This is a genomic window from Streptomyces sp. NBC_01669, assembly GCF_026339735.1.
Classification (GTDB): Bacteria; Actinomycetota; Actinomycetes; order Streptomycetales; family Streptomycetaceae; genus Streptomyces; species Streptomyces yanii.
This window is the reverse complement of the sequence record NZ_JAPEQG010000002.1, coordinates 1,121,765-1,143,310: the sequence shown is the minus strand read 5'-3', so window position 1 is coordinate 1,143,310 and position 21,546 is coordinate 1,121,765. Positions and strand designations below refer to the sequence as shown.

Below are 21,546 nucleotides of genomic sequence, written 5' to 3'. Positions count from 1 at the left end.
CCCGCCGTGCAAGCTGCACGGCCGTACCGGTATCGCAATCCGTCGTAGAACCGCGAGAAGAACATACTTCTGGCACGGCGGCGGTCTCACGGATGACGGTCGTATGCCGTCTTGGCCGCGCAGGACTGCAGGAAGAACCTTCCCCCCACTTCGCGGTACGTCGCGCCGCCTACCAGCGCCTGACGTCGGTGAGGGTGGCGAAGCATGCTGCGGCACGGAGGAAGAGGTGTGCCCATGCCGGTATGGGGTGGGTGGCGCAGCCGTCGGCGGAGCGGGTGGGGTCGTGGAAAGCAACGGTTGCGGCGTCCTCGTCGAAGTCCTCGGTGCGAACGGTGGTGAGCTGGTGGAACAAGCCACCTGTGAGCAGGGCGGCGGCGAGGCGGGGGGACGTAGACGAGGCCGGTGAGGACGGGAACTTCGATGAGGGGCCTACGAGGCCGGAGAGGGCTTGGCCGGAGGTGACGCCGAAGGTGGCGATGGCTGCGGCGAGTTCGAAGTTGTTGCCGGCCGTGGTGAAGGCCGGAGTCGCGGTGCGGTCGTAGGCGAGTGCGATGGCCTTGCCCAGAGCGAAGGTTCCAGCCCACATGAGGGCGAAATGCACGCGCAGGGGCAGCGCGATCCGTGCAACATCCCGCAGGTGATGATCTTGCACTGCGGTGCAAAGAAAATGACGATCGTGAACAGCAGCCCGTACAGGGCCCCGGGCCCGATTCCGGGAAGGAACTTCTCCTCGTACCTGGTGCGGTCCATCTTGTGCTCGCCAATGCGTCGGGGGAGGAACCCAGCCAGCAGTGGCACGCCGTCCCAGCTCATCGGCGCATCACCGTGCAGCGATTGTGGATGCCCAGCGCATGTTGATGGCGGAGAGCTGCTCGATCCGCTCTGGCATGAGTGTCATGGCGCGTGAGCGTTGGTTGCCGATCCAGGTCCGAAGGAGCGCGGTCACCTGGGCCGGGTCGGGTCTAGCCGCGTGGCGAAAAAGCCGAGGCGGTGCGCTGGACCTCGTTCACCCGGCGCAGCTGGCTCATCTCCCGACGCAGCTGGGCCAGCTCTTCCAGCTCGTCGGTGGTCAGCCGGTCATCCCGCTCGCCCGCATCAGCCTCGGCCTGCCGGATCCAGCCCCGCGCAGTCGGGATACGGCCTCAGCTCGACGGCCAGTCGCTTGCTCACGGGCTTCGGTTCGGTCGTGCGGTATTTACGCACTCAGGGTCGGCGTTGCTGTGCAGCCCCACAGCGGGTCGGCGGGCGCGATGACCGCAATGCCGGAGCGCTTCAGATCCTTGACGACGCCGTTCCAGCTGGAGGAGTCCGCGAAGGAGCCGTGCACCAGCACCACCGGCGGCTTGGCGCCCGGGCGGTGAGACTCGATCTCAGTCGCCTCGGTGGCGCTGGCGGGCGTGGTGACCATCAGGGCCAGCGCTGCCGCACCGGCGGCGGTCCCGAGGGCGGCGTATGTCCGGAAAGAGTGGCTCTTGAGCTTGCGGTTCATCGGTGATCTCCCTGTCGGATACATCATTGACGGCTCCGGGATGCGTACTGTCCGGCGCCACATCAAAACCCTAGAGCGAAATTACCTCGTGTACAAGTTACAAGTGGGCGATTCACTCGTGGAATGGGTGATGGATCATGGACGCGACGCGCCTGACCAGCACTGCGACGAGAGCGGAAGCACTTCCTGTTACCTGCCCCACTAAATCGATAGAAAAGGGATATCGAAGCTGGCCTCGCCCGTGAACGACCAGCTGCGCTTCACCCTCTGCGCCGCCTCCTGCGCAGTGACCGGCACGTACCGGCCACCGCTTGAGGCGGTCGGTTTGACGACCTCACGCCGCCGCCTGGAGGTCAATGGCCTCATCACACGCCGGCGTCGGCCGACGACGAGCAGGCAGTACCCACCGCGCCAGAGCACAGGCCGGGCGGGGCGCATGAGGCATGGGAAAGCCGAGACTGAGCGATGCGGCTTGCTCTCACCGCGGGGTTCGGGGCAGCCCCACCATGGGCACCTTGCCCTCTCTGTCAAAGTAGATCGAGTCAGGCATACTGGATGATTCATTGAGTCGAGGGCGGAGAAGGAGTAGTGCCCGGGTGGCCAGCACGAATGACCACGGGACCCCTGATCCGCAGGTAGAAGCCCGTTCGACCGGTCCGCGCCGGTATACCGCGGAGTACAAGGCGAGGATCCTCGCGGAGTACGAGACGTTGGACAAGAAGGGCAAGGGCGCTCTGCTGCGGCGGGAGGGTCTGTACTCGTCGTTGATCACGACGTGGCGGCAGCAGCGGGACAAGGGCGCCCTGGACGGGCTCGCCGCGTCGGCCGGACGGCCGAAGGCGGACCCGAGGGACAAGGAGATCGCGAAGCTGAAGGCGGAGAAGGCCCGCCTGGAAGCCGACCTCGCGAAGGCCCGCACCGTCATCGAGGTCCAGGGAAAACTCTCCGCGCTGCTCGACCAGTTCGCCACGGACAGCGCCCCGAACAGGAACGGCGAGAAGAACCAGTGACCGGGGCCCAGTTCGCGGCCGTGGCGTTCAACACCGCCCGCAACCAGGCCCTTGAAGAGCTCACCGGGCTGGTCGGACGCGTCCAGGCATGCGCCGCGCTCGGCGTGAGCCGTGCCACCTACTACCGCCAACACCGCCGAAGCCCCGCCCCGGCCAAGCCGCGGCGGGAACGGCGCCGACACCCCCGCGCTCTCGCACCCGAGGAGGAGATACGGGTCCTCGATGTGCTCCATTCCCCGGAGTTCGCTGACATGGCGCCCGCCGAGATCTACGCGGTCCTCCTGGACCGGGGTGTCTACCTGTGCTCGGAGTCGACGATGTACCGGCTCCTGCGACGACATGGCGAGGTCCGTGAACGCCGCCGTCAGGCCGTCCACCCACCCCGGACCGTTCCCGAGCTGGTCGCCGAGGGCCCGAACCGGGTCTGGAGCTGGGACATCACGAAGCTGAAGGGGCCGGTCAAGGGCGTCTACTACTGCCTCTACACGATCATCGACATCTTCAGCCGCTACACGGTCGGCTGGATGATCGCCGCCCACGAGAACAAGGACCTCGCCGAGCGGTTCCTGTCCGAGACGATCGCCAAGTACGGCATCGAACCCGGGCAGTTGACGATCCACTCGGACCGCGGGTCCCCGATGGTCGCGCAGAACGTCGCCCAGATGATGGCCGGTCTCGGCGTCACCAAGTCGCATTCGCGGCCGAAGACGTCGAACGACAACCCGTACAGCGAGAGCCAGTACAAGACCCTGAAATACCGGCACGACTTTCCCGAGCGTTTCGGATCTCTCGAGGACGCCCGGGCGTGGTGCACCCAGTTCTTCACCTGGTACAACGAGGAGCATCGGCACTCCGGGATCGGCCTGCACACGCCCTACGACGTGCACTTCGGTCTCGCCGAGCAGCTCCGCGAGATGCGTGCCGACGTCCTCCAGGCGGTCTACGCGAAGCACCCTGAACGCTTCGTCCGCAAGCCACCAGAGCCCCCGAAGGTCCCCGCAGCGGCCTGGATCAACCAGCCGGCACCAGACGGCCCACTGATCCCAGCACAGCGTTAGAACGATCTACCTGCCTTGATCGCTTTGACAGGTTCCGTTGGAAACAGCCCTTGAGCTGAGCAAACGTGCCCAGTGGCAGCTACGCCGAACCTCACGATCCTGGCTGATGCCGGAGCGCGAAGCGCAGGTGGCGGATGCGGCGGATGCACGGGGCGGCGATCTGTCCGGGAAACCGTTCCCGGCGGATCAGCGACGGGGCAGCAGCCGGGTCAGGTTGCGGAGAGGTTGGCTGTCAGACGCTCGAGGAAGGACTTGGCGTCCGCGATCTCCCGAGGGCTCAAGCCGACAGCCTCCCCCATTGCGACGGGGACGGCGCGAGCGCGCTCGCGGAGCTCAGTCCCCTGCTCGGTGAGGGTGATCTGCACCGAGCGCTCGTCGCTCGCCTGGCGCTCGCGCCGGATGAACCCGTGAGCCTGCAGGCGCTTGAGCAGCGGGGTCAAGGTGCCGTAGTCGAGCTGCAAAAGCGTGCCCAGGGTCTTGATGGGAAGGGCGCCGTGCTCCCACAGCACCAGCATCACCAGGTACTGGGGATAGGTCAGATTGAGCTCGTCCAGCAGCGGGCGGTAGCGACTGGTCACCGCGCGCTGCGCTGCGTACAGGGCGAAGCACATCTGGTCCCCGAGGAGCAGGCTGGGCGCAGCGGCGTCATCCTGCCCGGCACCCGTCTCGATCTTGCTCATCACGACTCCTCCTCCGCGCAAACCTTTCACGCATAGTTAGCATGCCCCAAAACTTACATGCTCAACATTATATTGTGCACACTTAATAGACTGGACCGCCCGGCGGCGACACCCCGGACACACCGCACCGTCATCGCATACACCCGACTGCCATCCGCGCGACGACGCCGCCGGCACATCACGTCCGCACCCACATGCCCGATCGCCAGAGCGATCCAACCGGGGCTTGCACGCAGAGGAAAGTCGTGCCCATCCGCCGCTCCGCGGCGACCCTCAGGGTGCCCATCGCCCGGGGCCCCACCACCCATCGGCCCCGCGGTCGGCCCCAAGGAGCAGCCCGCGATCATCGAGAGTGACAGTGCGCAGCCCTTGGCGCCCGCAGTATCCGGCCGGCTCGGCCGAAGACGCCGTCGCCACAGCAGGCGGGCTCGACATGCTGATCAGCAATGCGGACAAAACCGTGGGCCGCGCGAGAAGCGGCTCCCTGGAGCGCTACCGCGAGCCGGGCCCGGGTCGTCCGCAGCGTCACGCGTGCGCTGCTCCGCGGCACATTCCGGCCGCCCGTGAAGCTCCTGACGCTGCGTCAGCGTCGCCGGGCTCGAGCCACAAGGATGACCGCCTCGCAGAAGCTTCCCCCGAAGGCCCCCGCACGCACCGGTTCCGTGCAGCGACCGCCCGTGGCGCACCAGCCCGCGCAGCAAGAGCCCCGCCCAAGCCCCGGGATCGACCACGTCCAGGGGCCGCCACCCGGCCCCGGAGGCCCGGGCCCAGCCCGTCGCTTGTTTCCTTTGCCACACTTTCAGTGCCCTAGTTTTACTTGTGCACGAGTTAAGTGCCAGATAGGTTTCTTGGCAGGTTGAACCGCGGGATGAGCCACCCCACCATCCATCCCACCACCTGTTGAACCGGTGACGCGCAGATGCGTGAAATTCACCGATGCCAAGAAGCAAGGACATCTCCATGGATCTGAAACTCGAAATGATCGTGCTGCCCGTCTCCGACATCGACCGGACCAAGGCCTTCTACGAGGCGGTGGGATTCCGCCTGGACGTCGACTACACAGCCAGTGACGACTTCCGGGTGGTCCACTTCACCCCGCCCGGCTCCGAGTGCTCGATCATCTTCGGCGAGGGAATGACCTCCACCGCCCCCGGCACGACCCAGAGCCTGTACCTCATCGTCACCGACATCGAAGAAGCCCACGCCGAGCTCACCAGCCGCGGCATCGACGTGAGCGAGGTGTTCCACGACGCCGGAGGACTCCTCCACCACGGCCACGAATCCGGAAGCGCCGTCCACCACGGCACAGGCCAGGAACGACTGGCCGGCCCCCACCCCGACCGCGCCTCCTACGGCTCCTACCTCACCTTCAGCGACCCCGACGGCAACGGATGGGTGCTCCAGGAAGTGACGCAGCGCGCCCCCGGCCGCTGACACCACACCAACCACCCAACGGTGCAACGGTCATGACCAACCCGGACCGCGGCCACCCCCTTCAGCCCCTGGCCACAGCACCCGCAAAGCAGAACACCCGGACCCCGGCACCGACCCGCCAGGCGCAAAGGCGCGCCCCGGCACCAGCGGTCCGGATACCACGCAACCGCATCACCCGAGCACCGCCCTGCGGATCTCCCCGGTGAAAGCGGGGGAACATCGTGCGGCCAGGTGTCGGGCCACCGAAATATCCGACCGAGTTGCAGAAGCAGTGATGAACGGAGCAGCAATGAACGAGACCACCCGCACCTACGATGTGATCGTCATCGGCGCAGGCCCGGTCGGTGAGAACGTGGCCGAACGCGCCCGCGCCGCCGGTCTCAGCACCGTGATCGTGGAGCGTGAACTGCTCGGCGGGGAGTGCTCGTTCTGGGCCTGCGACCCCAGCAAGGCGCTGCTGCGCCCGGTGGTGGCGCGCGCCGACGCGCGCCGAGTGCCCGGGCTGGGTCAGGCGGTCGCCGGGCCGTTGGACGTCGAGGCGGTCCTCGCGCACCGCGACAAGATGTCCTCGTACTGGAAGGACGAGGACCAGGTCGACTGGCTGGACTCGGTCTCCGTCGATCTGATCCGAGGCCACGGCCGCCTCACCGGCCCCCGCAAGGTGAGTGTGCAGACTCCCGGCGGTGGGACCGTCGCCCTCACGGCTCGGCACGCCGTGGCCGTCTCCACCGGAACCAGCGCGGCTCTGCCCAGCATCCCCGGCCTGGACACCGTTCGCCCTTGGACCAGCCGTGAGGCGACCAGTGCCGACAAGGTCCCCGGACGTCTGGCCGTGGTCGGCGGCGGTGTGGTGGCCGTCGAGATGGCCACCGCCTGGCAGGCGCTCGGCTCTCAGGTGACCATGCTGGTTCTCGAGGACGCGTTGCTGCAGCGGATGGAGCCGTTCGCCGGAGAGCTGGTGACCGACGGCCTGCGGGAAGCCGGCGTCGACATCCGGTTCGGGACCTCCGTAACCTCCCTGGCGCGCGAGGGCGGCGAGGTCCAGATCACCCTGGCCGACGGCGGGCATCTGGCGGCGGACGAGATCCTGTTGGCCACCGGCCGCGCTCCGCGAACCTGGGACCTGGGGCTGGAGACGATAGGTCTCACCCCGGGCGACTGGCTGAAGGTGGACGACACCTTCCGAGTGACCGACGTCGCCGACGGCTGGTTCTACGCCGTCGGCGACGTCAACCACCGCGCCCTGATGACCCACCAGGGCAAGTACCAGGCCCGGATCGCGGGCGCGGTCATCGGCGCCCGCGCCAAGGGCGAGCCGGTCGACGACACCCGGTGGGGTGCGCACGCGGCCACCGCCGACAGCGCCGCCGTACCGCAAGTGGTCTTTACTCACCTGGAAGTCGCCGCCGTTGGCCTGACCACCCGCGGGGCGGAGCAAAGCGGGCGTCGGATCAAGGTGGTGGACTACGACCTCGCACGCGTTGCGGGCGCCCACCAGTACGCCGAGGGGTACCGCGGCCAGGCCCGTATGCTCATCGATCTGGACCGTGACACCGTGGCCGGGGTCACCTTCGCCGGGCCCGGCGTAGGAGAACTGCTGCACTCGGCCACCATCGCCGTCGCGGGCGAGGTTCCGATCGACAGACTCTGGCACGCCGTACCCGCCTTCCCCACGATCAGCGAGGTCTGGCTGAGGCTGCTGGAGACCCACCGAGGCTGAAGGCAGCCACTGCGGGACGCCCGGGCCTGACCGGTGGCGCAGCTTTCCGGCGGTTCGCCGCACGGCCGTTGTTTCCCGACCCCGGCGAGCCCAGCCGGAAAGCCCTCCGGCAGATATCGCCCCTCCGCGCCTGAGAGCCTGTCGGGTGACCTTCGATCGGATAGCGGACGCGGTCTGGTGCGTGCGATTCCAAGGCGGCGGGATGTCCTCGGATGGGGTCTCCCCTGCTCGAACGAAGCTGAGAGCTTGGGGAAGAAGCTACGAGGACATTCCGGCAACGCGGGAAGCGTGCGTGCCAGGGCGTGGCCGCCCGATCACAGGTCACCCGACAGGCTCTGAGCGCGCGTGCGCCACAATCGGCCGCGCTCGCACCGAGCCTGGCAGAGGCACTGTGCCTCTTCTCCCCCAAGCCAGCACGGCTGCTGTCCCCGCCACGACCGCACGATGACGGGGACCAGCAGCGACGAAGGGCTCTGGACAGCTCTGGTGGGAAGGGGGCTGAGCCAATCGGTGTAGCTGCCGGTTGAGTGAGCCTGTCGTCGACACTGGGTGGGCAGGGATGGCGGCGGAGGTGTTTTCGAATGCCCAGCGGAGACGTGCTCGTACTCATCGATGACAGTGGCCGGGTGGTCGAGTGGGGACGTCCGGCTGAGGAGCTGTTCGGGTGGTCCGCCGAGGAGGCCGTCGGCCGGTCCGTGACCACGCTCATGAGTGAGGCCGCCGCTGACGGCGAACGGCAGCGGGAAAGGTTCTCGGAGACGGCCGCGGTGCTGGTCAAGCCGGTGCTGCGAGGTACTTCCGTGATGTGGCAGGTGCTCTCGGCGGGGGACGCCATGTCGGGGCAGGACGTGGTGATCTTGAGGGCCATGTTCACCCATTCCCCGGTCGTACTGCACGTCCTCGACAATCAGCTGCGCGTGGTCCGCATGAGCACCGCTACCGGCGGGCTGCATGACGCGCCGGTGGGGCACCTTCTGGGCAAGCATTTCACCGAGGCGTGTGAACTCGAAGATCCTGAGGAAGAAGCCGCCGTGGCACAAAGGGTCCTGGAGAGCGGAGAACCGGTGGTGAACCGGCTCGTCCGGCGCATCAAGGCACCGGGCCGACCCACGCGCCGTATCCACTCCGTCTCCTACTTCCGCCTGGAGGACTCCAACGGCGATGTGGCCGGACTGGTGGCATCCGCGGTCGACGTCACCGAGCGGGAGAACGCACAGAACCGACTGGCCCTCCTGGACACAGTCCGCACACGAGTGGGGCACCGGCTGAACGTGGGCATCGTCTGCCAGGAGTTGGTGGAGGCGGTGGTGCCCGCCTTCGCCGGCATCGCCGACGTCGAAGTGATCGAAGACGTCATCCGCGGAAACGAGCCCCCGCCGGTGCCCGTCCACCGGGACGTTCCACTGCGCCGAACAGCCTTCGAAGGCCGAATCGCGGATCACCCGGTCGAAGCCGTACACCCCCTGCCGACCGGCACCCCCTTCTCGGACGTCCTGTCCGACCTTCGGCCGCGCCTCGTATCGATCGAGGAGGACAGCTCATGGCTTGCCGCCGACCCGGCCCGAGCCGAAGTCATCAAGCGATCCGGTTCGCACTCCCTGATCGTGGCACCGCTGGCGTTGCGCGGCCACGCTCTGGGCGTGGTCAGCTTCTACCGCCACCAAGACCCCTTTGAAGAGGAGGACGTCGCGGTGGCGTCCGCAGTGTGTGCCCATGCTGCGCTCTGCATCGACAACGCCCGTCAGTTCATGCGCGAGTGGATTATCGCGCAAACCGTCCAGCGCAGGTTTCTCCCCCAACAACCGGCCACACATACCACCATCGACGTTTCCCAACTGCACCTTCCCGCTCCGCAGGGCGGCGGCGCGTGGTACGACGCGATCGCGCTGCCCGGCGCACGGACCGCGCTGATCGTCGGCGACGTGGCAGGGCAAGGCATCGCCGCAGCCATCACGATGGGCCTCCTACGGACGGCCATCCACACACTCGCCGCCCTGGACCTGCAGCCCGACGAGCTGCTGGCCCGCCTCAGCGACACCGCAGCCCGTCTCGTGGCCGCGCGCGCAGAGCTTCCTCCCATGGATCCCCTGAGCCGTGAGCCGCTCACCGCCGGCTGCGTCATCGCGATCTACGACCCGGTCGAACTCACCTGCACCATCGCCCGCGCTGGCCTCCCGGAGCCGGTCGCGGTCCTTCCCGACGACACCTCGGCCGGTCTGCCCGTCCCCCCAGGTCCCCCACTCGCCGAACCCGGCAACGCCCCATTCCCCGCGACCACCGTCAGCCTCCCCGAAGGAAGCACTCTGATGATGGGCACGGCCGCGCTCGCGGACGAGGTCCTGGCGCCGTCCGGTCCACTGCGCCCGCTCCTGGACGGCGCCGGCACAAGGCCCCTGCCGGACCTGCGCGACGACATCGCGCACGCACTCGCAGACGGCAACCGGACCGGCGAGACACTCATGCTGCTCGCCCGCACGAAGGCGCTGCCCAAAGATCGGGTACTGACCCTCTCGCTGCCCGCGGACCCTGAGGCCGCACCGATCGCCCGCGCAGCGGCCCGCCACCAGCTGGACGTCTGGGGGGTGGACGAGGAGACGGCGTACACCACCGAGCTCATCGTCAGTGAGCTCGTCGGCAACGCGGTTCGCTACGGCGCTCCGCCCCTGCAACTACGCCTGATCTTCGAGCGGATGCTGACCTGCGAGGTCAGCGACAACGCGACCAGCGCTCCGCAGGTGAAACATGCCCGCACCATCGACGAGACAGGCCGAGGACTGTTCATCATCGCAAGCCTCGCGGACCAGTGGGGCACCCGCTACCAAAGCCAGGGAAAGACCGTCTGGGTAGAGCAACCAACAGGGGTGTCAACGGAGCGCCGAAACGGTGCCGGACGTCCACGGTGAACACGGCAGGCGGGGCCTGCCGCGCGACGAGTTGCATTGAGAAGCCGTATCTCAACCGATCTTGGAACGACGGAGCCCAACGGGGGGACGGTCCGTGAGCGCTCTTCGTGAATCACCAGTTCTTCGGCGCGCTGGTGATCTTGCGGGCTTTTCAGAACGGGGGCTCGTCGGCGAGCGTGCCGGTCCATAACGGCTCAACTGGCATGCGCTGCTGAAGGAGCGTCACCGCGTCCTTGACGCGGCCGAGGTCGGGGTGGCGGTCTCCGCACTGCCGCTGGGCCCCGAGTCCCGCGACGGTTACACCCGCAGCGCGTTCCGCCACTGGAACGCCGGTGCCGACCCGTCCGACGGCTGCCACACCCGCGTTATCTGCACACTCGGATTAACGGCGGAGCATCGCGTCCTCAGCACGCTGGACCTCTGGCTTGTCGGCAGTTGCTGAGGCACTCAGGGTGAACAACAGTTCCCACCTTTTTCAGTGAATATCCGTCATCCTCAGTGAATAGCCTGGTGTTGTGAAGCTTTCCGAGTGGGCGTCGCGTAACGGCGTGCATTACCAGACCGCGTGGACCTGGGCGAAAGAGGGCCGTATGCCGGTCCCGGTCGTCCAGACGCCGTCGGGTACGTGGCTCGTGACCGAGCCGGCCCCGCAGGCTGCGGGACGGGTCGTGGGGTACTGCCGTGTCTCGTCCGGTGACCGGAAAGCGGACCTGGAGCGTCAGGTCGCCCGGACCATGCAGGGCGCAACGGCTCAGGGTCTCACGGTCGCTGACGTGGTGACGGAGGTCGGCTCCGGCTTGAACGGGCGCCGCCGCAAGCTGCACCGACTGCTCGCCGACCCGGATGTCGGCACGATCGTGGTCGAGCACCTCGAAGGAGCCCTCTCGGCCTCGGGGCGACGCCTGGTCGTCCTTGACCCGGCAAAGACCGCCGACGACCTCGCACGGGACATCACCGAGGCCCTGACCTCGATGTGCGCACGCCTGTACAGCCGCCGCTCCGCGAAGAATCGCGCCGCCCGGGCCATCGCCGTCGCCACCGGCGAAGAGGCGGACGGGTGAAAAAGTTCAAGCCGCAACCGGGCTTCGTCGTGAAGGCACACAAGCTGGCGCTGGACCCGAATGCCACGGCCAACCGCCACCTGCACTCGCACGCAGGCGCCGCGCGGGCCGCGTACAACTGGGCCGTCGCGTACGTCACTGCCGTGTGGTGGCAGCGCAAGTCCGAGCAGTCATACGGCATCCCCGAGGACGAGCTGACCGAGTGGCGGTCGTGGACGCTGCCCTCGCTGCGGAAGGCGTTCAACGAGGACAAGCGCACCAACCCACGTTTCGCCGGCTGGTGGGAGGAAAACTCCAAGGAGGCATACAACACCGGCCTGGCAGGTGCGTCGGCCGCGTTCGACAACTACGCGAAGTCGAAGAGCGGCAAGCGCAAGGGGCGCAAGATGGGCATCCCGCGCTTCAAGTCGAAGCGGAAAGCGCGCCTGACCTGCCGGTTCACCACCGGAACGATCCGTATCGAGCCTGACGGCAGGCATATCACCCTGCCCAGGATCGGCACCGTCCGCCTGCACGAGAACCGAGCTGACCTGCGGGCCCTCGCCGACGCCGGGAACATGCGGATCCTGTCCGCGACCGCACGTCTCGACCGGGGCCGCTGGTTCGTGTCGCTCCAGGTCCAGGAGAAGCACGAGCTGGTCAAGGTTGCCCGCCCGGACGCGGCGGTCGGTATCGACCTCGGCATCAAGACCCTCGCGGTCCTCGCCGACAGCGACGGTGTCCTTGGCGCAGAACCCAACCCACGCCACCTCGACCGCGCGCAGAAACAGCTGCGCCGCGCCAGCCGGGTTGTCTCCCGCCGCCGCGGCCCCGACCGGCGCACCGGGCAGCAGGCCTCCCGCCGCTGGGAGAAGGCCAACCAGGCGCGGAACAAGATCCATCACCGGGTCGCGAACCTCCGCGAGGACACCCTCCACCAGATGACGACCCGCCTCGCCTGCGAGTACGGCACGATCGTCATCGAAGACCTGGGCGTCGCCGGCATGGGCCGCAACCGGCGCCTGTCCCGCCGTGTCGCGGACGCCGCGTTCGGCGAGATCCGACGCCAGCTCACCTACAAGACCCGCCGGCGCGGCACGCGACTCGTTGTCGCCGACCGCTGGTACCCCTCCTCGAAGACCTGCTCCCGCTGCGGTGCGGTGAAAATCAAACTGCCCCTCAGCATGCGCGTCTTCGAGTGCGACAACTGCGGCCTCGTCCTGGACCGGGACGCCAACGCCGGACACAACCTGGTCGCCCTCGCGGCCCGCACCACAGGTACCGGAGCGGCCGGAGACCTGGACCTCGCCACGGCGAAGTCGAAGCCCCGTGGAGCCGACCGGAAGACCCGCGTCACCCGCCCGCGCCGCAAGGCCGGGACGGGGCGGGCAGGTGGCGCGATCCCCGGCCCCCGGGCCGGGAAGGAAACGGGAGACCGTCAACAGGACACCGGCGCGCAACTCGCGCTCCGATGACCCGTTACGGACCATTCCGGTGGAAACATCGGGATTGCTGAGATCGCTTGATGATCAAAGCAACGGCACGATGAGCTAATGTCCGCCGCTGAGTGACGTAGCCGGGCAGACCGGCGTTTGAGCCGGTGCCAGTCGGGCTCCGACGGCTGCACAAGGGGAGGGTGGGCAGGCAAGTCGGGTCGTGAGCACTGCCAGGATGGCGTGTGTGATCCACACCACATGGCGAGGGTGCATAGCGGGGTAGGGGCCAGCGTCTTTGTTAAAGGTGTAGGGGCGTGTCCGCGGTCCTGCGGCGGCGTACGTGGTCGATGACGCGTGTACTGCCCTGCGGCCCCACGAGGCTGCGGTAGAAGCCGACGTGTTCGGCAGGGAGGTAAGGGGTCGACGCTGATGGGGCAGTTGCGGGCCGATGAGTTCGACCGGTTCGTGGCGGCTCGGTGGTCGGCGTTGCTTCACCTGGCGCGGCTGCTGACCGGCGGAGACCGGCACCGGGCGGAGGATCTGCTGCAGGAGGCGCTTGTCAAGCTGTGGTTTGCCTGGCCGAAGGTGGCCGAGCAGGCGCCCGAGGCATATGTGCGTAGGGTCCTGGTCCGTGCCGCGGCTCGCTCGGCACGGCGTCGCTGGTGGGGCGAGCACCCCATGGACCAGCTGCCCGACCCGCCCGAGGTGGGAGATGAGATCGCCGCCGTGGACGAACGGACCCGGTTGGAGGCCATGCTGGCGTTGCTGCCGGCGCGACAGCGGGCTGCGGTGGTGCTGCGCTACTACCAGGACCTGCCCGAGCAGCACGTCGCGGAAGTGCTGGGATGTCCGGTGGGTACCGTCCGTTCACTCACGGCACGCGGCGTTGCACGGTTGCGGCAGCTTCTGGCTGAGGCAGTCAAGCCGGTCGAGTGAAGAAGGAGCCATGGATCACTTCGAGCAGGAGCTGGCACGAATGATGCGTGACAGCCAGGAGGACACGCCCTACGAGGACCGGCACCAGTACCGCCTGCAAGCCGGCGTTCGCGCCCGACAGCGGGCCCGGACGGCCTGGATGGCCACCGGATCCGTGCTGACCATTGCCGGACTTGGAATCGGACTGATGGTCCTGCCGAGCTCTTTCGCTCAGGTCGGGCCTACTGGTCCTCGGCCCCGCCCGGTCACCTCTGCCGAGTCGGTCCCGGTGCCGTCGACGGCCCGCCCCGCCTCCACTGCCCAGGGGGTGCCGATGCCGTACCTCCCCTCAACGCGCGAGCCGGTACCGATTCCGACACGGACCTCAACCACCCAGGTAGCGCCTTGGCCAGGTTCAAGCGGTCCCGATCAGTGAGGGCTGGCTGGGCCAGCGTGACTACCACCGACCGCCGGGCAGCTGATCCCCGCTTGTCCTGCTCTCCACGAGTAGAAAGCTCACCGCGTGATCCATGAGAACGCGCTCGCGTTTGTCGACGAGCCACGGAAGGCGGCGAATTGTCAGCCGATCTCCTGGGAGCGGCGGCTGCGCTGCTTCGGGTACGTCGAGCGCCCGCGTACGTCCGTGCGCGACCGCCTGGTCGTGCCGTTTCCCGAACCCGGGTCACGGCTGTGGCGCACGCTCGGGCTGTCCCCAGTAGCGGCGTGCCGGCTGGCGCGCTGGTCGGGATGGGGCGGGCCGCTGCTGGTGGCGCTCCTTGCCGGGCTGCCGCGCTTTTGGCATCTGGGCAGCCCGTGGGCGGTCGTATTCGACGAGACGTACTACGCCAAGGACGCCTGGTCCTTGCTGCGGCTCGGCTACGAGAGCACCTGGCCGGACCGCAAGATCTCCGACCCGCAGATCCTGGCCGATCCCCAGGTGATCCCGCTCTCCGACGCCGGGTCGTTCGTCGCGCACCCGCCGACGGGCAAGTGGGTGATCGCCCTCGGCGAGTGGATGTTCGGCCTCACCCCGTTCGGCTGGCGCTTCATGACGGCGGTCCTCGGCACACTGTCGGTGCTGATGCTGTGCCGAATAGGACGCCGCCTGTTCCGTTCGACACTGCTGGGCTGCCTGGCCGGAGTGCTGATGGCGGTGGACGGTCTGCACTACGTGATGAGCCGCACCGCTCTGCTCGACCTCGTCGTCATGTTCTTCGTACTGGCGGCGTTCGGATGCCTGCTCATCGACCGGGACAGTGCGCGGGCCCGGCTCGCGGCGGCCTTACCGGTCGACGAGGACGGCCGGGTACGCCCGGACGGACACACCGGTGACCATGCCGGGACGGGCGTGCGTCCCTGGCGGCTCGCAGCCGGCCTCTTCCTGGGACTGGCGGCCTCAACCAAATGGAACGGCCTGTACTTCCTCGCCTTCTTCGTGATCCTTACCCTGCTGTGGGACGTCGGCTCTCGCCGAGTAGCGGGAGCGCGCCGCCCCTACCGCGCGGTGCTGCGCAAGGACTTCGGCTGGTCGGTGCTGTCCCTCGTCCCGGTCGCTGCCCTGACGTATCTGGCGACATGGACCGGCTGGTTCCTGTCCGACAACGGCTACGGACGCCACTGGGCGGACGGCCGCGGCGGCACATGGTCGTGGATTCCGGCCCCGCTCCGCAGCCTGTGGCACTACGAGTACGGCGTCTACCGGTTCAATGTGGGGCTGCACACCCCCCACACGTACGAGTCGAACCCATGGAGCTGGCTGGTCCTCGGCCGCCCTGTGCTGTTCCACTACCAGTCGCCAAAACCCGGGACAGACGGCTGCCGCGCGACGGCCGACTGCTCACAGGCGATCCTCGCCCTGGGAACACCGCTCCTGTGGTGGTCGGCATGCTGCGCACTCGTGTACCTGCTCTACCGATGGGCGCTGCGCCGCGACTGGCGCTCCGGCGCCATCCTGTGTGCGGTGGGTGCCGGTTATCTGCCCTGGTTCCTGTACCAGGACCGCACGGTCTTCTCCTTCTACGCGGTCGTCTTCGTGCCGTACCTGAGCCTGGCCGTGACGATGATGCTGGGAGCCCTGCTGGGTCCGCCGGGAGCGGCTGACAAGCGCCGCATACGAGGTGTGGTGGCCGCAGGCGTGCTTGTCCTGCTCATCGCCTGGAACTTCATCTATCTCTTCCCGATCTATACCGGGCAGACGATCCCGTATGCCGACTGGCGCGCCAGGATGTGGCTCGACACCTGGATCTGAGCCCGGCCGCACGGTACGCGCGGGCGACCTGTGCGCACCCTCGACCCGCTGCCCTCCACGGTGACAGCCGAACTCCTCGGCATCCTGCGGAAGCACCACCTGGACTTCCGCCGCTGGTCGGGGCAGGCGCTCCAGGTGGCCTCGTCCGAGCACCGCCCGGCGCTGGCCGCTCTGCACGGGCTGCTGGCCGACCTGGTCGCCGTGCGCGACCAGGAGGACGGCCGGCTCTCCGAGGAGGAACTGGTGGGCACGGCCATGATGTTGGTCGTCGCGGGCCACGACAGCACGGTGAACCTGCTGGACAACGGCGTACTGGCCCTGCTGCAACACCCGGACCAGCTGCGGTTGTTGCGCGAGCGGCCCGAGCTGCTGCCCGGCGCGGTGGAGGAGTTCCTGCGCTACGACACTTCCGTCGAACGCTCGACGAGCCGCAACGCGTCGGAGGACCTCGAACTGGGCGGGGTGCCGATCCCCCGGGGAAGCATGATCGTCGTCGCTCTCGGCTCGGCCGGACACGACACCCCGCAGGCAGGCGGTGACGACTCGGCCGTTCTCGACGTGACCCGGCGGGGCGCCTTGGGATCGCACGCACCGGACGCAGCGAGGCCCGCCCTCCTGGCGGACGACGGGTATGTCAGTCAGGTCCTAAGCGCGCAGGTGACGGCTGACATCGCCCACCAGATGGATCCGGACCCGGCGCTCCGTGAATCGCCAGCGTCCGTCCCGGCGCTCGAAGCGGTCGCTGTAGCGCCCCGCGGCACCGGCTGCAGCGGAAAGTCGGGCAGGGACTGGAACACCGTGACATAGGACCGCGCGGCGGCGGTTCCCGCCTCCTCGTCGACATCGACGGCGATGTTGGTCGTGACGTGGTGGGTGCGCGGAGTGCCGTCCTCGTAGAGGATCACGCTGTCCCGGAGCATCTTCTCCACTCCCCCGTCCCGGCCAGGGACCGGTGCGCCGCTGCCGACGAACACGGCGTCGGCGAACAGTTCGCCCACGCCGGCGAGGTCTCCGGTGTCGACCAGCTCGGCATACTCGGCGATCAGGTTGGTTATGGCAGCTGTATCCGCAGTCGTGCTCATGAATCCGAGAATACATTTCAGTGACCGCACGGGGATCCGGTCGCCGCCCACCGGGGGGCTGGCATACATGTGAGAGGGCACCGTACACGTCCTCGACCAGGCGAAGCGAAGGTCCTCGCCGAGGCCGGAGGGGGTCGTCCGGAGTACGCGGAGGGAGGCGGACCTCGGGGCGGGCACGCACGTGTGTGCCGCCACCGGGAGTCCGTAAATGTTTCGACCCGCGTCCCTCCGGGGTACGCGGGTCGAAACGGGGTGTGCGAGAAGGTCAGACGGTCCTGGTGCGCAGCTGGCGGGTCTTCCGGCCCAGCAGGCCTGGACGAGGACCTCACGCCTGATGTCATCGGCGACCGCGTCGCACTCAAGGGACTTGGAGCTACCGGCTCTGGTCGTCGTGGGGCGGCACGATGTGATCTGCGGTCCGCGCTGGGGTCTCGAGCTGAACGAGCTGATTCCCGATTCGCGACTGCTGGTACTGGAGAACAGCGGACACTTCGGGCACATCGAGGAGTCCATGCTGTTCGCAAAGGCGGTCGTCGACTTCGTCCTCGGGACTGCAACGCGGCAAGAGCGTGCCGCGTAGGACGACCGGGGGAATTCCGTGAGGTGCGTCGGCCGAAGAAGGGCCTGCGCACGTGAACTCCGCAAGAGGAACGGCCAGTTGTCCTCATGGAGGGTTGTCGGCTCCCCCGCACGCCGCGCGTCGCGTGCAGCGCCTGCGCCGGCGTGTCGCCCCGGCCGGCCGAAGACCGAGGTCCTGCCTCAGGGCGTCGACGTCGCTATGGCCACCGAACCGCTCTGGGACCTGGGTGTCTTCGCTCCCGGCTTCTTCGGGGCGATCGTGCGCGGGTCGACTGCCTCGCCCGGCGCGCCCTCGCGGTAGAGGCCGCCGGGAAGGCTGTCCCGGTCGTGGGGCAGCAGGAAGAACACGCGACGCTTGTACAGGCCGCTGTCCGGGTCCGGGGAGGCGCCCTCGTCCAGCAGGGCGTACCCCACCATGCGTCCGTCACGTGCGTACGGCGGCTTGGTGTTCCGCCGCCTGGTCTTGTCGAGTGCCTGACGGACGTAGTCCAGCCTTTCGAGGTTCTCCAGCCACACCACCTCTGCCTCGTGGAGGAGATCGCTCTCGGTCAACAGCGAACTCATGGCTGCAGCCCCTCCTTCGTCGGCATGCCCCCGACCATGGGGACGTGGCCGAGTATCTGGCCGTTCCGCTCCGACCCGCACACCGCCAGGTGACGAGCCGCTCTGCGGGGGCCACCGCGTAGGGAGGCCTGTCCACCATCGTAAGGCGCACGACGACAGCGGTGTAGGGCACGTGCTGCGCACACCTCACGTCCGACGGCCGTCATGCGTGCTCCAACAGCGCCATACCCGGATAGTACTTGCGCCCGTTCGACTTGATCATGTCGGTCGGCGAGGTCACGCCCACCTCGTGACGGACCCGGTTGGCGAAGGCCCGGGGCGTGGCGGGCCGGATCCCTTCGCCCGCGTTGCACCAGGAGCTGTACTCCGCGTAGAGCAGTCCCTGCTCGACCCGAAGATCCTTCCTCGAGTCGGCGTCCCGCGTGCAGCATTCGGCCAGGAAGCGGCCGATGTGGTCCTCGGTGGTGGCGTATGCCGTCGTGGCGATACGGACCCGGTCGGGACCCTCCAGGGGATCACGCGTGCGCAGATAGCGCTGCGCCCCTTCGATGAGCCACTGCAGGATGCCCGGCCCCTCGTCGCGGACGAGTTCGAAGGCGAGGTTGTCGATCCTGCGCTGCGCCGGGACCGTCCGGGTGAACGGCAGCAGGCGGATGCGCCGCCAGAATGCGAAGCCGCCCGTGGAGACCTCGGGGCGGTGGTTGCCCAGGAGCCACAGATGGTGGGTGGGGGTGAACGAGAAGTAGTCCTGCCGCATGCGACGGGCCTTGATCTTGTCGCCGCCGGTCAGCAGGCGGACGCGGGCCTCGTCGAATTTGTCGTTGGGCTTCAGTTCGATGCAGACGACCAAGCGGCGGCCGTGCAGTTCGGTCAGCTCTGTGGAGTGTTCCGAGAAGGCCCCGCGGTCCATGAGAAAGCCCGGCGGAGCCGCGTCCGCATAGTCACCCAGGATCTGGATCATGATGTCGAGCAGCACGGACTTGCCGTTCTTTCCCTCACCGTGCAGGAACGGCAGAACCTGGGCTCCAACGTCGCCCGTGATGGAGTACCCGAGCAGCAGATGCAGGAAGTCGATCATCTCCCGGCCCTCGTCGTCGTCACCGAAGGTGTCGGCGAGGAACCGGTGCCAACGCGGGGTCTCCATGGCCTGCGGCGCGACGCTGGTGGCCCGAGAGTGGAGGTCACGGGTGGGGTCGGGCTTGCGCAACTGGCCATTGTGCAGGTCGACCACTCCGATGGGGGTGCACAGGGCGTAGGGGTCCCCATCGAGCCTGTCGGGGTCCACCGTGATGTCCGGCGAGGCCTTCGCCTGGGTCAGCAGGGCCTTGAGGCCAGTCGTGGACAACGTACGCCGCTTGTGCTGCGCGAGCTCGCGGTCGCTGAAGACGCCTCGCGGGTCGGCGGCAGCCATGTCCTCAGCCATCTCCCCCGCGGCCCACAGCGCGGACTTCTCCCCTCCCCCGCGCTTCCACCGGTACCCGTCCCAGACGAACCAGCCCAGTCCCTCCACATGGCGGAACCGGTCACGGTGCAGCTGCACGAACAGACGGGCGTTTCCCCGGTCGGAGAGAGACGGAGGCAGCCGCGGGGTGGGGGCAACGACGCCCAGCGCGGCAGGAGTTACGAGGGTTCCGACGGGCCCCTGGGCGGGAAGGCGCGGGGTTTCGGGGAGCGGTTCCGCCGCCTGAAGGTCGAGCATCTGCTGAGCGGCGGCCTGCGGATCGAAATGCAGTGAGCCTTCGACGGTGCTGCTCATGTACGTCCTTTGAGGTGGAGAGGGCGGACGGTCCCTACGGCAAGAGCGTCGTCGACGATCTTTTCATTCCGGGACTGTTGCCAAGGGCGGGCGTAGCAGGCGACACGGACAAGCCGGTCACGAATGGCGGCGTGGTCGAGATACCCCGCGGCGACCAGGCCTCCGGCCGTGTACGCGGCTCTGTTGAGCTTCTCGGAGAACCCGGTCCCCTCCGGAGCCGCGGCGCACTCAGCGACCCGCGCGATCAGAGGATCGATGACCTGAGGTGCACTGGCGGTGCGACGGCGGCCGGGCACAGGCGCTGGGGGCTCAGCGGAGGCGGCAGGTGTCTGGCCATCCAGCACATGTCCGGTGCGTCGGAGTTCCCGCCGGAGCCATTCGGGCAGCACAGCGGGGTGCCGAGCCGGGCCCGCCACACGGTAGACACCTTTGGGGGTGCGGGTGCCTGGGGCCATGATGTAACCGCCCCTCCGCACGTACGTCGACCTGCCAGGCGAGCGCCATGTGCCGACCGGAACCAGTCGAGCAACGGTAGTGGGTGGCCGGCTCCGGGTTCCGGTACCAGACATGCAGACCGCCGGAAGGTGTGAGCACCCGCAAGGTGTTCTCGTCCCGCGCCGGATCGTTCTCGCCGCGGTAGGCGGCCAGCAGGGCCAACGTGTCGAAACCGGAGGCCAGGCCGTCCAGCCGGACCTGCTCGGGTATGCGGATACCCGGCAGTAGGTGTTCCCGATCGGGCACAGGTGTCTGGTGGGCGTCGATGTCGATCACGACGAGGCCTGCGGGTCCGCAGGCGACGCCCACACCTGCTGCGGGCGTGTCGGTCCACCACTGCTCGATGAGACCCTGATCGGTCGTCGCCGCGTGGAAGCCGTGGCAGGTGCGGCCCGCGGGCAGGCAGGGGGACGCTGCTGGCCTGTGCTTGCCCGCCCTGCAGGCAGGGCAATTCCCGACAGGGGTCTTGCGCCCCGGCGCCAGGGGATGGACAGGCCGGCCCTGCGCGACACACCACCGCGCGACGGATCGCGGTGAAGCAGGCCCGATCCTCGAGGGCCTGTCGTGTTTCACACCTTCGAGCGGCACCGAAATCGTCCTCGTCACTTCTGCCTGCCCGATCGCTTCGCACACCTGGCATGGGCGCGATTGCCCGGTCAGGGGCCGAAGGGACTCTGATGCGAAAGAGTGTAAGGCCCACATTCGAAAGATGAGGTGTGTCCTGCTCCCCGTGTGCCGTTCTATCGGCTTCCTTGGTCCCTTGGGTCCCTCGACTGAGGGATCTCTGTCCGCCCCTGAGGGCTGAAGGGACCAACGAACGCGATGCGGGTCGTCGGGTGAGGGCGGGGGCAAGCGCGAGGGAGAAGACGCCTGGGCCCGAAGGAGGGCTCAGGGACCAAGGCTCAGGGTCTGAGCGCAGGCGCGGCCCCTGGCAAGGGAGTTGACACCAGCGCTGGTCAGGACCCTACTCCGACATGAAGGCCGCCGAAGCAGGGACTGTAGGGACTCAACTTCGCTGTTATGAGCCGAGCCTGATATGTGTGTGCATGCGCGTACGTACGAAGAGCATCTCTGCATCTACGACATAATTGCGTTCTTCAGTCCCTACGGTCCCTGTCAGGGCCTGCAGAGTAGCCC

The 21,546-nt window shown here is 68.0% G+C and carries 13 protein-coding genes and 5 pseudogenes; 11 read left to right on the top strand and 7 right to left on the bottom strand.

Annotation, left to right across the window (positions count from 1 at the left end; all coding sequences use genetic code 11):
* Positions 1–386: 386 nt before the first annotated feature.
* Together OG972_RS46370 and OG972_RS46365 are read right to left on the bottom strand one after the other, a co-directional pair.
* Positions 387–807: pseudogene (locus OG972_RS46370) on the bottom strand (arsenic resistance protein); the annotation flags it as partial.
* Positions 808–1,195: 388 nt separating this feature from the next.
* Entirely contained in the window at positions 1,196–1,489 is a 294-nt protein-coding gene (locus tag OG972_RS46365; protein WP_266992802.1) for a hypothetical protein, read from the bottom strand.
* A gap of 596 nt (positions 1,490–2,085) precedes the next feature.
* Here OG972_RS46365 and OG972_RS46360 point away from each other — a divergent pair.
* Positions 2,086–3,557: pseudogene (locus OG972_RS46360) on the top strand (IS3 family transposase).
* Positions 3,558–3,766: 209 nt separating this feature from the next.
* On the opposite strand, the gene OG972_RS46355 reads toward OG972_RS46360, so the two are convergent.
* Positions 3,767–4,237, bottom strand: coding sequence for a MarR family winged helix-turn-helix transcriptional regulator (locus OG972_RS46355; RefSeq protein WP_266992800.1), 471 nt, complete (start codon positions 4,235–4,237; stop codon positions 3,767–3,769).
* Between the two features lie 960 nt (positions 4,238–5,197).
* Here OG972_RS46355 and OG972_RS46350 point away from each other — a divergent pair.
* The 9 genes and pseudogenes from OG972_RS46350 to OG972_RS46310 all read left to right on the top strand — a co-directional run bounded on the left by OG972_RS46350 (position 5,198) and on the right by OG972_RS46310 (position 16,740).
* Positions 5,198–5,671 (top strand): VOC family protein, encoded by a 474-nt coding sequence (locus OG972_RS46350; RefSeq protein ID WP_266992798.1) that lies wholly within the window; start codon positions 5,198–5,200, stop codon positions 5,669–5,671.
* A gap of 289 nt (positions 5,672–5,960) precedes the next feature.
* Positions 5,961–7,391: an NAD(P)/FAD-dependent oxidoreductase gene (locus OG972_RS46345; protein WP_266992796.1), complete on the top strand. Its 1,431-nt coding sequence runs from the start codon at positions 5,961–5,963 to the stop codon at positions 7,389–7,391.
* A 581-nt stretch (positions 7,392–7,972) separates the two neighbouring features.
* Complete coding sequence (locus OG972_RS46340) at positions 7,973–10,294, top strand: SpoIIE family protein phosphatase (protein WP_266992794.1); 2,322 nt, start codon at positions 7,973–7,975, stop codon at positions 10,292–10,294.
* 256 nt (positions 10,295–10,550) lie between these two features.
* Positions 10,551–10,658 (top strand): annotated as a pseudogene (locus OG972_RS46335) (HNH endonuclease); the annotation flags it as partial.
* A gap of 151 nt (positions 10,659–10,809) precedes the next feature.
* Positions 10,810–11,355 (top strand): IS607 family transposase, encoded by a 546-nt coding sequence (locus OG972_RS46330; protein WP_266992792.1) that lies wholly within the window; start codon positions 10,810–10,812, stop codon positions 11,353–11,355.
* On the top strand, positions 11,352–12,809 hold the full coding sequence (gene tnpB / locus OG972_RS46325; protein ID WP_266992790.1) for an IS607 family element RNA-guided endonuclease TnpB: 1,458 nt from the start codon (positions 11,352–11,354) through the stop codon (positions 12,807–12,809). The genes OG972_RS46330 and tnpB overlap by 4 nt, the downstream gene beginning before the upstream one ends.
* Positions 12,810–13,199: 390 nt before the next feature.
* The gene (locus OG972_RS46320) at positions 13,200–13,706 is read left to right on the top strand and encodes a SigE family RNA polymerase sigma factor (RefSeq protein ID WP_266992788.1); all 507 of its coding nucleotides are present in this window, start codon (positions 13,200–13,202) and stop codon (positions 13,704–13,706) included.
* Between the two features lie 565 nt (positions 13,707–14,271).
* The gene (locus tag OG972_RS46315; protein WP_266993042.1) at positions 14,272–15,933 is read left to right on the top strand and encodes a dolichyl-phosphate-mannose--protein mannosyltransferase; all 1,662 of its coding nucleotides are present in this window, start codon (positions 14,272–14,274) and stop codon (positions 15,931–15,933) included.
* Positions 15,934–15,963: 30 nt separating this feature from the next.
* A complete protein-coding gene (locus tag OG972_RS46310; RefSeq protein WP_266992786.1) occupies positions 15,964–16,740 on the top strand; it encodes a cytochrome P450 in 777 nt (258 codons plus the stop codon).
* A 26-nt stretch (positions 16,741–16,766) separates the two neighbouring features.
* Here OG972_RS46310 and OG972_RS46305 read toward each other — a convergent pair.
* Positions 16,767–17,015 (bottom strand): annotated as a pseudogene (locus OG972_RS46305) (nuclear transport factor 2 family protein); the annotation flags it as partial.
* 334 nt (positions 17,016–17,349) lie between these two features.
* Here OG972_RS46305 and OG972_RS46300 point away from each other — a divergent pair.
* A complete protein-coding gene (locus tag OG972_RS46300; RefSeq protein ID WP_266992784.1) occupies positions 17,350–17,595 on the top strand; it encodes an alpha/beta fold hydrolase in 246 nt (81 codons plus the stop codon).
* Positions 17,596–17,774: 179 nt separating this feature from the next.
* Here OG972_RS46300 and OG972_RS46295 read toward each other — a convergent pair whose 3' ends face one another.
* From OG972_RS46295 to OG972_RS46285, 3 genes and pseudogenes are all read right to left on the bottom strand, one after another.
* Entirely contained in the window at positions 17,775–18,158 is a 384-nt protein-coding gene (locus OG972_RS46295) for a DUF6009 family protein (RefSeq protein WP_266992782.1), read from the bottom strand.
* Positions 18,159–18,360: 202 nt separating this feature from the next.
* Positions 18,361–19,914 carry a phage/plasmid primase, P4 family gene (locus OG972_RS46290; protein WP_266992780.1) on the bottom strand — a complete coding sequence of 518 codons (1,554 nt, stop codon included), beginning with the start codon at positions 19,912–19,914 and terminating at the stop codon, positions 18,361–18,363.
* Positions 19,911–20,982 (bottom strand): annotated as a pseudogene (locus OG972_RS46285) (bifunctional DNA primase/polymerase). Before OG972_RS46285 ends, OG972_RS46290 begins: the two are co-directional and overlap by 4 nt.
* Positions 20,983–21,546: the final 564 nt, after the last annotated feature.

Coding starts and splice junctions, on each gene's coding strand:
- OG972_RS46365 (WP_266992802.1), bottom strand. CDS start 1,489: ATGAACCGCAAGCTCAAGAGCCACTCTTTCCGGACATACGCCGCCCTC.
- OG972_RS46355 (WP_266992800.1), bottom strand. CDS start 4,237: ATGAGCAAGATCGAGACGGGTGCCGGGCAGGATGACGCCGCTGCGCCC.
- OG972_RS46350 (WP_266992798.1), top strand. CDS start 5,198: ATGGATCTGAAACTCGAAATGATCGTGCTGCCCGTCTCCGACATCGAC.
- OG972_RS46345 (WP_266992796.1), top strand. CDS start 5,961: ATGAACGAGACCACCCGCACCTACGATGTGATCGTCATCGGCGCAGGC.
- OG972_RS46340 (WP_266992794.1), top strand. CDS start 7,973: ATGCCCAGCGGAGACGTGCTCGTACTCATCGATGACAGTGGCCGGGTG.
- OG972_RS46320 (WP_266992788.1), top strand. CDS start 13,200: ATGGGGCAGTTGCGGGCCGATGAGTTCGACCGGTTCGTGGCGGCTCGG.
- OG972_RS46300 (WP_266992784.1), top strand. CDS start 17,350: ATGTCATCGGCGACCGCGTCGCACTCAAGGGACTTGGAGCTACCGGCT.
- OG972_RS46295 (WP_266992782.1), bottom strand. CDS start 18,158: ATGAGTTCGCTGTTGACCGAGAGCGATCTCCTCCACGAGGCAGAGGTG.
- OG972_RS46290 (WP_266992780.1), bottom strand. CDS start 19,914: ATGAGCAGCACCGTCGAAGGCTCACTGCATTTCGATCCGCAGGCCGCC.